This window comes from Rhizobacter sp. (assembly GCF_031412075.1).
Taxonomy (GTDB): Bacteria; Pseudomonadota; Gammaproteobacteria; order Burkholderiales; family Burkholderiaceae_C; genus Rhizobacter.
Genome location: NZ_JANOCG010000139.1, coordinates 1 through 12567 on the forward strand (window position 1 = coordinate 1; position 12567 = coordinate 12567).

Here is a 12567-nt window from a genome sequence, read left to right on the forward strand (position 1 = left end):
CGGCGACACCCGCTACGCCTTCGGCACCTGGAAGATCGAGGTGCTGGGCAGCTTTGCCAGCGCGCTGGTGCTGGGTGTGGTGGGGCTGGGCATCGCGGTCGAATCCCTGGTGCGTTTGTGGCGGGCCGAACCGATCGAGGCGCAGACGGCGCTGGTGATCGCGGTGGTCGGGCTGGGGGTCAACCTGGTGTCGGCGTGGTTGCTGCATGGCGCGCAAGGTGGCCATGGGCACGAGCATGGCCACCACGACCACCACGACCATGCGCACCACGGCCACGGACATGGCGAACATGCCCACCCGGGTCACCAAGACTTGAACCTGCGCGCCGCCTATGCCCACGTGATGGCCGACGCGCTCACCTCGGTGTTTGCCATTGCCGCCTTGTCGGCGGCGGTCTGGCTGGGCTGGACCTGGCTCGACCCGCTGGTGGGTGTGCTGGGCGCGGTGGTGATCGGCGTGTGGGCCTGGGGCCTGATGCGCCAGTCGGCCGCCGTGCTGCTCGACCGTGAGATGGACAACCCGCTGACCCAGGAAGTGCGCGAGGCCATCGAGTCCGATGGCGACGCCAAGGTGGCCGACCTGCACGTGTGGCGCGTGGGTCGCGAGGCCTTTGCGGCCGAGGTCTGCATCGTGGCCGATGCGCCGCTGGCGCCTTCGGTTTACCGCGAGCGGCTGAAGGTGCATGCTGAGCTGGTGCACGTGGCCATCGAGGTCAACCGTTGCCTCCACGCGCCCGCGTGACGCCGCCGATCAGCCGACTGCGTTGAGTGTGTTCAAGCGCTCGACCGTGCCCACGTCCGTCCAAGGCCCGTCGTAACGTTGCGCGCTGATGCGCCCGGCGTCGGCGCCGGCTTGCAGCAAGGGCGTGAGGGGCAGCTTCTGGCCCACCGACACGCCGGCCACGATCGACGCGCGGAACAGGCCCACGCTGGCCCAGGTCAGGCGCGGTTCGACGTGGCGTGAAGCGAGGCCTTGTGCGTCGACGCCAAAGTCGCCCAGCGGGTGGTGCGGCGCATTGGGCACCAGCCACAGGTGGGCGTCTCGCCCGCTCTGCGCAAATCGTTGCGCGGCGCCCGCGTCGAACTCAAAGCCCGGCAGGAACACGTCACCCGAGACGACCCAGAAACAATCGTTCGATGCATCGGTGAGCAGCGGCACGGCCTTGGCCATGCCGCCCGCTGTTTCCAACGCGCCACCATGGTCGCGGCCTTCGAGTGAGTAGCGAATCGACACCCCATGGTGCGAGCCATCGCCCAGCGTGTCGACGATGCGCTCTTCGAGCCAGGCGGTGTTGATCACGACCTCGTGCACACCGCCGCGCGCCAGCGCTTCGAGGTGCCACACGATGAGCGGCTTGCCGCGCACCACCAGCAGCGGCTTCGGTGTGTGATCGGTCAACGGGCGCATGCGTTCGCCGCGGCCAGCGGCCAGGATCAGCGCCTTCATGCCGCTCTTTCGGGTTCACGGCCCCGTTCGAGCGCGTGGCGCTCCACCTGGGTGGGCTTGAATGCGGCGAGCAGCAGGTCGATCAAAGCATGTGCCTTGTGCGTGTTGTCGGCGCCGAAGTTGCACACGTACACGTCGAGCGTCACGGCATTCAATTCGGGCCAGGTGTGCACCGCGAGGTGCGATTCGGCGAGCAACACGACGCCCGTCACGCCGCCCGCTTGTTCGTGACTGCCGGGAAAGGTGTGGAAGAGTTCGCCCACGGGTTGCAGCGCGGCATCACGCACGGCACCCAGGCACAGGCTGCGCAAGGCGTGGGGGTCGGTCATCAAGGGCAACTCCGTGGAGCATTCCCTCAAATCGGCGGTGAGGTGCAGACCGTGCATCGGCCAATTATCGAGGCCCCGTAAAATGCCCGGTTTCCCCATCCCAGCCGCGAGCCCATGACCGCCATCGCTTCCAACACTTCCTTGATGGCGAACGCCATCCGTGCCCTGGCGATGGACGCCGTGCAGAAAGCCAACTCCGGCCACCCCGGCGCCCCGATGGGCATGGCCGAGATCGCCGTCGCCCTGTGGGGCCGACACCTGCAACACAACCCCGCCAACCCGCAGTGGGCCAACCGCGACCGCTTCGTGCTGAGCAACGGCCACGGCTCGATGCTCATCTACGCGCTGCTGCACCTGTCGGGCTACGACCTGCCGATGAGCGAGCTGCGCAACTTCCGCCAGCTGCACAGCAAGACCCCGGGCCACCCCGAGGTGGGCATCACCCCCGGGATCGAGACCACCACCGGCCCGCTGGGCCAGGGTTTCACCAACGCCGTGGGCCTGGCCTTGGCCGAGAAGCTGCTCGCCAAAGAATTCAACCGCGATGGCCATGCCATCGTCGACCACCACACCTATGTGTTCCTGGGTGACGGCTGCCTGATGGAAGGCATCAGCCATGAAGCTGCCGCGCTCGCAGGCGCGTGGCAGCTCAACAAGCTGATCGCCATTTACGACGACAACGGCATCTCCATCGACGGCAAGGTCGCGCCCTGGTTCATCGACAACACGCCCAAGCGCTTCGAAGCCTATGGCTGGAACGTCATCGCCAAGGTTGACGGCCATGACGTGAACGCCGTGGACGCCGCGATTGCGCAGGCCAAGAAGTCAAACAAACCCACGCTGATCTGCGCGCAGACTGTCATCGGCAAGGGCTCGCCCAACCGAGCCGGCACCGCCAAGGCGCATGGCGAAGCACTCGGCGCCGATGAGATCAAGCTCACCCGCGACGCCATCGGCTGGAGCTTCGAGCCCTTTGTCGTGCCCGAAGAGGCCTACGAAAACTGGGATGCTCGGCAAAACGGCCTGGCCGCCGAAACCCGCTGGGTCGACGCCTTCGAGGCCTACTCCAAGGCCCACCCCGAGCTGGCCGTGGAGCTGGCGCGCCGCCTCGATGGCGAGTTGCCCAAAAACTGGGCCCAGGCCGCGGTCGACGCGGCCGTGGCCGCCCACACCAAGGCCGAGACGGTCGCCAGCCGCAAGGCCAGCCAGCTCGCGCTCGAAAGCTTCACCAAGACCCTGCCCGAGCTGCTCGGCGGCAGCGCCGACCTGACCGGCTCCAACCTCACCAACACCAGCAGCACCGCGCCCCTGCGCTTTGACGAGCAAGGCGCGGCCAACGGCGGTCGCCACATCAACTACGGCGTGCGCGAGTTCGGCATGGCCGCCATCATGAACGGCGTGGCGCTGCACGGTGGCTTCATCCCCTACGGCGGCACCTTCCTCACCTTCAGCGACTACAGCCGCAACGCCATCCGCATGGCCGCGCTGATGAAGCAGCGCGTGATCCATGTCTTCACGCACGACAGCATCGGCCTGGGTGAAGACGGCCCGACGCACCAGTCGATCGAGCACGCGGCCTCGCTGCGTTTGATCCCGGGCCTCGATGTCTGGCGCCCGGCCGACACCGCCGAAACGGTGGTCGCCTGGGCCTGCGCCATCGAAAACAAGAGCCGCCCGAGTGCGCTGCTGCTGTCGCGCCAGAACCTGCCTTACGCCCCCAAGGGCGGCCTGGAAGACATCTCCAAGGGCGCTTATGTGCTGGCCGAGCCGAGCGAAGTGGGCCTGAAGAAAAAGGCCCAGGCGGTGATCATCGCCACCGGCTCCGAAGTCGGCCTGGCCTTGCACGCCCAACAGCAGCTCGCAAAAAGCGGCATCGCCGTGCGCGTGGTCAGCATGCCCAGCACCAGCGTGTTCGACCGCCAGAGCGCAGCCTACAAAACCAGCGTGTTGCCGCAAGGCCTGCCACGCATCGCCGTCGAAATGGGCGTGACCGACGGCTGGTGGAAGTACGGCTGCGCGGCGGTGGTCGGCATCGACAGCTACGGCGAGTCGGCGCCGGCGCCGGTGCTGTTCAAGCACTTCGGGTTCACTGCTGAGAATGTGGCCGACACCGTGAAAGCGGTGTTGCAAACCAAGCGCTGAAGCCGACGGCCGTTCGGGCTGAGCCTGTCGAAGCCTGGGTGACCTGCGCACCACCCTTCGACAAGCTCAGGGCGAACGGAGCGGGAAAGAGTTCAAGTTTTTGTTGTCCCTCAGGAGAGTTACATGACCATCAAGATCGGCATCAACGGCTTCGGCCGCATCGGGCGCATGGTGTTCCGCGCGGCTGTTCAGAACTTCAACGACATCGAGATCGTCGGCATCAACGACCTGCTCGAGCCCGACTACCTGGCCTACATGCTGCAGTACGACTCGGTGCATGGTCGCTTCAAGGGTGACGTGTCGGTCGACGGCCACACGCTCGTCGTCAACGGCAAGAAGATCCGCCTGACTGCCGAGCGCGACCCGGCTGCGTTGAAGTGGAACGAGGTGGGTGCCGACATCGTGGTCGAAGCCACCGGCCTCTTCCTCGACAAGGCAGGTGGCGAGAAGCACCTGGCCGCCGGCGCCAAGAAGGTGATCATGTCGGCCCCGTCGAAAGACGACACGCCGATGTTCGTCTACGGCGTGAACCACGGCACCTACAAGGGCCAGGCCATCATCTCCAACGCATCGTGCACCACCAACTGCCTGGCCCCGCTGGCCAAGGTGCTGAACGACAAGTGGGGCATCAAGCGCGGCCTGATGACCACCGTGCACGCGGCCACCGCCACCCAAAAGACCGTCGACGGCCCGAGCAACAAAGACTGGCGCGGCGGTCGGGGCATTCTGGAAAACATCATCCCGTCGTCGACCGGTGCGGCCAAGGCCGTGGGCGTGGTGATTCCCGAGCTGAACAAGAAGCTCACCGGCATGTCGTTCCGCGTGCCGACCTCCGACGTGTCGGTGGTCGACCTGACCGTCGAGCTGTTGAAGGAAGCCAGCTACAAGGAGATCTGCGCCGAGTTCAAGGCGCAATCGGAAGGCGCCATGAAGGGCGTGCTGGGCTACACCGAAGACAAGGTCGTGGCGACCGACTTCCGCGGTGACCCGCGCACCTCGATCTTCGATGCGGATGCCGGCATTGCGCTCGACAGCACCTTCGTCAAGCTCGTGTCCTGGTATGACAACGAGTGGGGTTATTCGAACAAGGTGTTGGAGATGGTGCGTGTGATCGCCAGGTGACCTCTAGGCAGAGCGGTTTCGAAAAGGCCTCGCAAGAGGCCTTTTTGCTTTTGTGCAGCATTTGCTGAAACCAGATGTCTCATTGGGTGACGTGGGATATCCAGTTGGCGTTATGGGTGCGAGGGTGCCTACACTGGGCAACCATGCCCCGCGTTGCCTCGCTTTTGCCCTTGGCCCTCAGTGCCGGCCTTGCCGCGTGCGCGGCCACAGAGCCTGCACCAGCGGCCGAATGGCGTGTGCTGGTCAAAACCGCTCAGCCTCAAAACGACACCACCCTGATCGTGCAGCGCGCCGGCCAGGTGAGCGGCGTGCCGGTGCGTTACGTCACGGCTGCCAGCCCGCAGTGGCACGGCTTGAGCCTCGCCTGCGGTGACGAGGCGCGCTGCAATGCGGCGCTGCAGCGCCTGCAGGCCGACACCGCCTTCTTCGAAGCGGTGCAGCGCGACGAGCGCCGCAGGCCGCACACCCCTTCTTCCGTCCCATCTTGATGCCCTTGCAGGAGCTTTCCATGCGCCGACCCTGGCCCACCCTTGTTGCAATGAGCGCGCTCTTGTTGGCGCCGATCGGCTTGCATGCCCCGCTGATGGCGCAGACCACCCCGGCGGCGCCCGCCCAGGCGCGCGTCATCGTCAAGTTCAAGGCCGACTCGCCGCTGTTGCGCCGCCAGGCCTTGTCGGCTCCGGCCACCAGCGAGCGGGCGGCGTCGCTGTCGTCGCGCGTGGGTCTGGCCTTGTCAGCGGGTGCTGCCGTGAGCGAGCGCATGCAGGTGGTCACCGCCACGGGCATCGGCTCGGCCGAGCTGGCGCAGCGGCTGGCCGCCCAGAGCGACGTGGAATACGCCGTGCCCGACCAGCGCCGTCGCCGGTTTGCACCGCCCAACGACCCGCGTTACACCAGCGTGTCGCTCGTCAGTGGCGGGCCGGTGTCGGGGCAGTGGTATCTCAGGGCACCGAGCGCCGATGTTGTCTCGGCCGTTAATGCTGAAGCGGGCTGGAACCTGGCGACGGGAGCGGGTGTCGTGGTCGCCGTGCTGGACACGGGCGTGCGGTTCGATCACCCCGACCTCGCGGTCAAGCTTTATCCGGGTTACGACTTCGTGACCGACGTGGCCACAGCGAACGATGGCAATGGCCGTGATGCCGATGCCTCAGACCCAGGCGACTGGATCAGTAGTGCTGACCAAGCCAGTGGCGACTTCAGTCCTACTGACTGCACGGTGGAAGACAGCAGCTGGCATGGCACTCAGACGTCTGCCCTGATCGGTGCGGCCGCAAACAACGGCGTGGGCATGGCGGGCCTGGCTGGCGACGTGATGATCGTTCCCGTGCGCGTGCTCGGGAAGTGTGGCGGCTACGACTCCGACATCGTTGCAGGCATGCGTTGGGCTGCCGGGCTGACTGTTCCAGGTGTGCCAGCCAATGCGCACCCAGCGCGTGTGCTCAACATGAGCCTCGGCGGGGTTGGGGCTTGCGGTACACCTTATTCCGACGCCATCACTGCCATCAACGGCGTTGGGGCTGTCGTGGTGGTCTCGGCTGGGAACGACGGTTTGGCGGTTGGGTCCCCCGCCAATTGCCCTGGTGCGATCGGGGTTGCGGGTCTGCGTCACACCGGGACCAAAGTTGGCTTTTCAAGCTTGGGCCCTGAGGTGGCATTGAGTGCGCCGGCTGGAAATTGCGTCAACACCACGGGGGCATGCCTTTATCCGTTGCTCACGGCTACCAACTCGGGAGCGACGAGCCCGAGCACCAACACCTATTCGGACGGCAACAACATTTCAGTCGGGACCAGTTTTGCGGCGCCTTTGGTTGCCGGCACCGCCGCGCTCATGTTGTCGGCCGATCCCACCCTGACCCCGGTACAAGTGCTAGCGCACCTGCGAGCCTCCGCCAGGGCATTTCCGAACACTGGAGCAGGGGCGGGGGTGAGTGCCTGCCAGGCACCGAGTTCGACTCCGCAAGACAGCGAGTGTTACTGCACCACCTCAACCTGTGGCGCGGGCTTGTTGGATGCCGGTGCTGCGTTGGCCCGGGTCGTGACATCAGCTCAGCTGATCCCGGTCGTTTCTTACAACGCCTCGGCGGTCACTGTCGGAGCCTCGTTCACGTTGGACTCGTCGGCCAGTGTCATCCCTGCTGGCCGTACCGTGACATACGCCTGGACCATTCTGAGCGGCTCAAGTTCTGCCACGATCACCAGTGCCAGCAACGCCTCGACCTTGGTCCTGCGAGCCGATGCCAATGGCGACCTCGTGGTTCGCCTGTCGCTGACAGATGATCTTATGAACGTGGAAACGCGCGACGTGACCATTCGCATTGGGGCCACCGCTTCCCCGACCAGACCCCCGCTCGTCACCGGCGGCGGCGACAGCGGCGGCGGTGGTCTTGGCCTCGCCTGGCTGCTGGGTTTGGCAATGGGTGTGGTGGCGCTGCAGTGGCAGCGGAGCCAGCGGCTGCGCGTGCAGCCTGTGTCAACGGCCGTGCGCCGCCGGCCGTTGCACCAATGACCGTTTGAGGTCGCAAGGAGCCAGGTTCATGCGTTGTTGTTTTGCTGCCGGGCTCCGTGCCTTGCTGGCGGCGTCCGCGGTTCTCGGGTGGGCGGGTGTCGCGATGGCCCAGCCGGTCGACGGCTTGATCGTCAAGTTCAAGAATGCTCCCACCCATGAGCGCATGGCGGCCTTGAGCGCCTCTGCGCGTTCGGCCGAAACCGGTCGCCTGGACCGTGTGCTGCAAGCCACCCGCATGACCGAGGTGCGCAGTCGACCGGCCGGCCGTGCCGCCCAGCATTTCAGTTTTGGGCGCCAGTTGCCCCTGGCCGAAGCGCAGTCGCTGGCCGATCGTCTGCGCAGCCAGCCTGATGTGGAGTGGGTCGAGCTCAATACACGCGAGCGCCTGTTGCAGGCGGCGCCGGTGCCCAACGATCTTTATTACCCCTTCTTCTCGGGTGCCGACCCGGGCCAGTGGTGGTTGCGCCCGGCGGGCGAATTCGCTGGCGGCTTGCCGCCAAGTTATGGGGCACCGGGCGTGCAGAGCGCCTGGGGTCTGGAGCTGGGCCGCGCCGCCGCCGTGGTGGCCGTGCTCGACACCGGCATCACGAACCACCCCGATCTGACCGGGCGCACCCTGACGGGCTACGACTTCGTGTTAGATGCGGCATACGCCAACGACGGCAACGGCCGCGACACCGACCCCTCGGACCCGGGCGATTGGGTGACCCAAAACGAGATTGATAACGATCCCCGGTATCCCTCGACCATCTGCACGGCGCAACCTAGCTCCTGGCACGGCACCATCATCAGCGGGATGGTGGCTGCCTCCACCAACAACACCATCGGCGTGGCCGGCATCAACTGGAACGGCCGTGTGCTGCCGGTGCGGGTGGCCGGCAAGTGCGGTGCCACCGTGGACGACATCGTCGCTGGGATGCGCTGGGCGGCCGGCCTGGATGTGGTCGACGCGCCACGAAACCTCAACCCGGCGCGCATCATCAACATCAGCTTCGGTAGCAACCGCCCCTGCGATAACCACTATCAAGACACCATCGACGAGTTGGCCGCCCTTGGTGTGGTGGTCGTGGCAGCCGCCGGCAACGAACAAACCGCGCCTACCCGTCCGGCCAGCTGCGCCGGGGTGGTCGGGGTGGCGGCGCTGGCGCGCGACGGCCTCAAGGCGGGCTACTCCAACTTCGGCGCGCGGGTGATCATCTCCACCGTGGGGGGTGACCCCGACATCGACGACGGCCTGCTGACCGTCTTCAATGACGGTGCCGAGTCACCGGGCACGGCGACGTATGGCCGCATGTTCGGCACCAGCTTTGCTGCGCCGGTCGTCTCCGGCGTCATCAGCCTGATGCTGAGCGCCAACTCGCGGCTCAGCGTGCCGCAGATCATCGGTGGCTTGCAGACCACCGCGCGCCCGCATGCCCAGGCCAGCAACCTGCCTCTCTGTTCGGTCAATGACCCCGGTGCCTGCGTGTGCACCACCAGCACCTGCGGTGCGGGCGTGCTCGACGCCGAGGCGGCAGTTCGTTACGCCATCGGCACGCCGCCGGTGACTGTGCCTCCCGGCAACAACGGCGACAGCGGCGGTGGTGCCCTGGGCTGGGCCTGGCTCACCGGCCTGGCGCTGGCCGTGCTGGTGCTGGCTCGCCGCGCTTCAGGGCCGGGGGCTGGGGCAGGGCCCAAACGCCTTGCCGAGTAGCGCCTCGGCGCGCAGCCCCGACAAGCGGCTTTGCAAGGTGGTGTCGGCGCGTTCCACGCGCAGGCTGTGCGTGAGTACCGCGGGTGACAGTGTTGCCACCCGCGCGGTGCGCACGCCTTTCTGGGCCACCTCGGCCAGTGCCTTGTCGGCGGCAGCGCGGTTGTCGTAGCGGCCGAGCGCCAGGCCGTCTTCCAGCTCGGGGTTGTTGCGCACTTCCTCGGAGCTGATCTTCAGCCGCTTCAACTCGTCGGTCTTTTTCTGCAGGGCTTCGCGGTTGGGGTACTTGCCCATGTAGACGATCCAGACGGCAGGGCTTTCGGTCTTGGTGCTGACCCAGCTGCCCGCTGGCAACACGGTTTGCAGCACGCCCTCGGCCGCCGCGATCTGCGCCGGGGTGTAGGGCCCGGCTTCCAGACAAGCGGTGGACGTTTCGCTCGCCGCCACCGCACTGGCCGGCGACATCACGCGTATGACCTCGGGACTCACCTGGCGCGTCAGCCGATCGGGCTCGCGGTCGCCGTGCGAGCGCACGCCGACCACGTTGTCGAGCAGGCCCTGCGTCCAGGCGTAGAAGGCCAGATTGGCCAGCACCAGCACCACCACCAGCAGCCTCAGCATGAATCGGGGCTTTCGGTGTCGGGTGCGCCGGCGCCGCGGTCGAGCCGCACGCTCACCTCGCCGCTGCTCACCTCGTGCAACCCACTCTCGGTTTGCACCCGCAGCGCGCCGGTGGCCGACACGCCTTGTGCCACCCCCTCGGGCAGGTTGGCCTGGCTGGTGGTGATGGCCCGGCCGTGCAGCAGGTCGCGGGCGGCAAAGCGCTCGGCAAAGGGGGCAAAGCCGTGGCGTTCGAACTCGCGCAGCGCCCGCACCAGCGGGGCGGCCACGCGCAGCAACGCCCACGGGGCCGAGGCGGCGGGGTCGAGCTCTTGCAGGCAGGCATACCCGCTGCTGAGCTCCTCGAGCGGCTGGGGCAACACGTTCAGGCCGATGCCCACCACCGCCAGGCGCGTCGAGCCCGCCATCACGGTTTCGATCAGGATGCCGCCGAGCTTGCGGCCCGGCGTGGCGCCATCGGCACCGTCCATCAGCCACAGGTCGTTGGGCCATTTCAGCCCGATGCGCGCCGGGCCTGCGGCGCCCGGCGGCTCCAGGGCGTCGGCCAGCGCCACACCGACTGCGAGCGACAGGCCCGACCAGTCGCTCGGGTTCATCGGCAACGAGAGCGAAAAGGTGAGCGACGCCCCAGCAGCGGCTTGCCACACCCGGCCCATGCGGCCACGCCCGCCGGTCTGGTGCTCGGCCACCAGCAGGCAGGGCTGCACGTCGGCGGCGCGGCGGCCGAACGCAGCGCTCTCGACGCTCTTGCGCACCTGCACCAGTTCGTCGGTGGCCGGCTCCACGCGCACACGGGCGCGCTCGAGCAGCGCGGTGTTGGTGGAGGCGCTGCGCGCAACCACCTCGACGCTGAGGCCCGGCAACAGCGGCTCCAGCTGTTGCCACAGCGACTCGGCGCCCCATTGCATCGGTTCGTTCATCGGCGTGGCTTATTTCTTCTTCGGCGACAACATGGTGCCGCGGCAGCTCTTGGCGCCGCAGCGGCATTCATATTCTTTCTTCAACTTGGCGGTGTAGGGGGCGTCGATCGAGAGGCCATAGTCGTAAAACAGCTCCTCGCCGACTTTCAGCGCGCGCAAGGCCTTGATGAAAACACGGCCATTGATTTCGTCAGCCTCGCAATTGGGCTTGCAGGCGTGGTTGATCCACCGTGCCGCGTTGCCGCCATGCTTGGCATCGATGGCGTCCCCGGTTTCGAGTTCGAAGTAGAAGGTATGGTTCGGGTCTTTCGGGTCGTGCGGATGGCGGCGCAGGGCTTCAGGCCAGGAAATGACCTCGCCCTTGTATTCGATGATGATCTCGCCCTTGGAAATGGGCGCCACCGCAAACACCCCCTTGCCATGCACGCCGCTGCGGCGCACCTGGATGCGGCGGCCACCGGTCTTGGCAGCGGGTGGGGCGCTCGGTGGGGTTGAAGTGCGGGTCTTGGCGGTGGTCTTGGCGCCTTGGGCTTGCGTCATCGGTTTGATTGGGTACATTGAATTCATGGGTGCGCGTGGGTGCGTGTGTGCCCGCACATGTGTGCGCACGCGTATACGCGCGAGAAGCCCGGATTGTAGAGAGAGCGCCGACCATCGGCGCCCAGAACACAGAAAGAGCCATGAGCAAAGCGTTGATCATTGCGGAGAAGCCGTCGGTCGCACAGGACATCGTGCGCGCCCTCACGCCCACCGCAGGCAAGTTCGAGAAGCACGACGAATACTTCGAAGGCGAGCATCACCTCGTCACCTCGGCGGTGGGTCACCTGCTGGAGATCAAGGCGCCGGAAGAGTTTGACGTGAAGCGCGGCAAGTGGAGCTTTGCCAACCTGCCGGTGATCCCGCCGCACTTCGACCTCAACCCCATCGACAAGAGCAAGGGCCGGCTCTCGGCAATAGTGAAGCTGGTCAAGCGCAAAGACGTGACCGAACTCATCAACGCCTGTGACGCGGGCCGTGAAGGTGAGCTGATATTTCGGCTGATCCAGCAGCACAGCAAGAGCAAGCACCCGGTCAAGCGCCTGTGGCTGCAGAGCATGACGCCCGCCGCCATCCGCGACGGCTTCGACAACTTGCGCACCGACAAGCAGATGCTGCCGCTGGCCGACGCGGCACGCTGCCGCTCCGAGGCCGACTGGCTGGTGGGCATCAATGGCACGCGGGCCATGACGGCGTTCAACTCGCGCGATGGCGGCTTCTTTCTCACGACCGTGGGCCGCGTGCAGACGCCCACGCTGAGCATCGTGGTCGAGCGCGAGGAAAAGATCCGCAAGCACGTCTTCCGCGACTACTGGGAGATCAAGGCCACGTTTGCCGCCCAGGCCGGCGAGTACGACGGCAAATGGTTCGACCCCAAGTGGAAGAAGAACCCCGACGACGCCGAAGCGCGCGCCGACCGCGTGTGGAACGAAAAAGACGCCAAGGCCATTGCCGACGCAGCACGCGGCCAGCCCGCCACGGTGACGGAAGAGAGCAAGCCCAGCACCCAGAGCGCGCCCGGCCTCTACGACCTGACCACCTTGCAGCGCGAAGCCAACTCGCGCTTCGGCTTCAGTGCCAAGACCACGCTCTCCATCGCGCAGGCCCTGTATGAAAAGCACAAGGCCCTGACCTACCCGCGTACCGACAGCAAGCACCTGCCCGAAGACTATGTGGCCGTGGTGAAGAACACCATGGAGATGATCGCCACCGAAGACATGCCCGGCCCGCTGAAGGCCTTGGCCACGCACGCG

12 protein-coding genes are annotated in these 12567 nt (G+C 66.5%); 7 read left to right on the top strand and 5 right to left on the bottom strand.

Going from position 1 to position 12567, the window contains the following annotated elements; all coding sequences use genetic code 11:
* Nucleotides 1-742: CDF family Co(II)/Ni(II) efflux transporter DmeF (gene dmeF, locus RMO40_RS05125; protein WP_309717232.1), on the top strand; the 742-nt coding region annotated here is incomplete at its 5' end.
* A 9-nt stretch (nt 743-751) separates the two neighbouring features.
* Here dmeF and murU read toward each other — a convergent pair.
* Together murU and speD are read right to left on the bottom strand one after the other, a co-directional pair.
* Entirely contained in the window at nt 752-1447 is a 696-nt protein-coding gene (murU, locus tag RMO40_RS05130) for an N-acetylmuramate alpha-1-phosphate uridylyltransferase MurU (protein ID WP_309717234.1), read from the bottom strand.
* Nucleotides 1444-1833: an adenosylmethionine decarboxylase gene (gene speD / locus RMO40_RS05135; RefSeq protein ID WP_489660112.1), complete on the bottom strand. Its 390-nt coding sequence runs from the start codon at nt 1831-1833 to the stop codon at nt 1444-1446. Before speD ends, murU begins: the two co-directional genes overlap by 4 nt.
* 57 nt (nt 1834-1890) lie before the next feature.
* Between speD and tkt the strand changes: the two genes are divergently transcribed.
* The 5 genes from tkt (at nt 1891) to RMO40_RS05160 (ending at nt 9239) form a co-directional block, all read left to right on the top strand.
* A complete protein-coding gene (gene tkt / locus RMO40_RS05140; RefSeq protein ID WP_309717240.1) occupies nt 1891-3918 on the top strand; it encodes a transketolase in 2028 nt (675 codons plus the stop codon).
* A gap of 123 nt (nt 3919-4041) precedes the next feature.
* The gene (gene gap, locus RMO40_RS05145; RefSeq protein ID WP_309717243.1) at nt 4042-5040 is read left to right on the top strand and encodes a type I glyceraldehyde-3-phosphate dehydrogenase; all 999 of its coding nucleotides are present in this window, start codon (nt 4042-4044) and stop codon (nt 5038-5040) included.
* 143 nt (nt 5041-5183) lie between these two features.
* The gene (locus RMO40_RS05150) at nt 5184-5528 is read left to right on the top strand and encodes a hypothetical protein (protein WP_309717246.1); all 345 of its coding nucleotides are present in this window, start codon (nt 5184-5186) and stop codon (nt 5526-5528) included.
* A 50-nt stretch (nt 5529-5578) separates the two neighbouring features.
* The gene (locus RMO40_RS05155; RefSeq protein WP_309717249.1) at nt 5579-7546 is read left to right on the top strand and encodes a S8 family serine peptidase; all 1968 of its coding nucleotides are present in this window, start codon (nt 5579-5581) and stop codon (nt 7544-7546) included.
* 61 nt (nt 7547-7607) lie between these two features.
* On the top strand, nt 7608-9239 hold the full coding sequence (locus RMO40_RS05160) for a S8 family serine peptidase (RefSeq protein ID WP_309717252.1): 1632 nt from the start codon (nt 7608-7610) through the stop codon (nt 9237-9239).
* On the opposite strand, the gene RMO40_RS05165 is transcribed toward RMO40_RS05160, so the two are convergent.
* From RMO40_RS05165 to RMO40_RS05175, 3 genes are read right to left on the bottom strand one after another with little or no spacing between them, the layout of a single operon-like run.
* Nucleotides 9195-9857: a hypothetical protein gene (locus tag RMO40_RS05165; protein WP_309717255.1), complete on the bottom strand. Its 663-nt coding sequence runs from the start codon at nt 9855-9857 to the stop codon at nt 9195-9197. The two genes, RMO40_RS05160 and RMO40_RS05165, sit on opposite strands and share 45 nt — an antisense overlap.
* Nucleotides 9851-10777, bottom strand: coding sequence for a biotin--[acetyl-CoA-carboxylase] ligase (locus tag RMO40_RS05170; protein WP_309717258.1), 927 nt, complete (start codon nt 10775-10777; stop codon nt 9851-9853). Before RMO40_RS05170 ends, RMO40_RS05165 begins: the two co-directional genes overlap by 7 nt.
* Before the next feature lie 9 nt (nt 10778-10786).
* Nucleotides 10787-11317: an SET domain-containing protein-lysine N-methyltransferase gene (locus RMO40_RS05175; protein ID WP_309717262.1), complete on the bottom strand. Its 531-nt coding sequence runs from the start codon at nt 11315-11317 to the stop codon at nt 10787-10789.
* 140 nt (nt 11318-11457) lie between these two features.
* Here RMO40_RS05175 and RMO40_RS05180 point away from each other — a divergent pair.
* On the top strand, nt 11458-12567 hold a 1110-nt coding region (locus RMO40_RS05180; protein ID WP_309717264.1), incomplete at its 3' end, for a DNA topoisomerase.

Coding starts and splice junctions, on each gene's coding strand:
- RMO40_RS05155 (WP_309717249.1), top strand. CDS start 5,579: ATGAGCGCGCTCTTGTTGGCGCCGATCGGCTTGCATGCCCCGCTGATG.
- RMO40_RS05175 (WP_309717262.1), bottom strand. CDS start 11,317: ATGACGCAAGCCCAAGGCGCCAAGACCACCGCCAAGACCCGCACTTCA.
- RMO40_RS05165 (WP_309717255.1), bottom strand. CDS start 9,857: ATGCTGAGGCTGCTGGTGGTGGTGCTGGTGCTGGCCAATCTGGCCTTC.
- speD (WP_489660112.1), bottom strand. CDS start 1,833: ATGCACGGTCTGCACCTCACCGCCGATTTGAGGGAATGCTCCACGGAG.
- tkt (WP_309717240.1), top strand. CDS start 1,891: ATGACCGCCATCGCTTCCAACACTTCCTTGATGGCGAACGCCATCCGT.
- murU (WP_309717234.1), bottom strand. CDS start 1,447: ATGAAGGCGCTGATCCTGGCCGCTGGCCGCGGCGAACGCATGCGCCCG.
- RMO40_RS05170 (WP_309717258.1), bottom strand. CDS start 10,777: ATGAACGAACCGATGCAATGGGGCGCCGAGTCGCTGTGGCAACAGCTG.
- gap (WP_309717243.1), top strand. CDS start 4,042: ATGACCATCAAGATCGGCATCAACGGCTTCGGCCGCATCGGGCGCATG.
- RMO40_RS05150 (WP_309717246.1), top strand. CDS start 5,184: ATGCCCCGCGTTGCCTCGCTTTTGCCCTTGGCCCTCAGTGCCGGCCTT.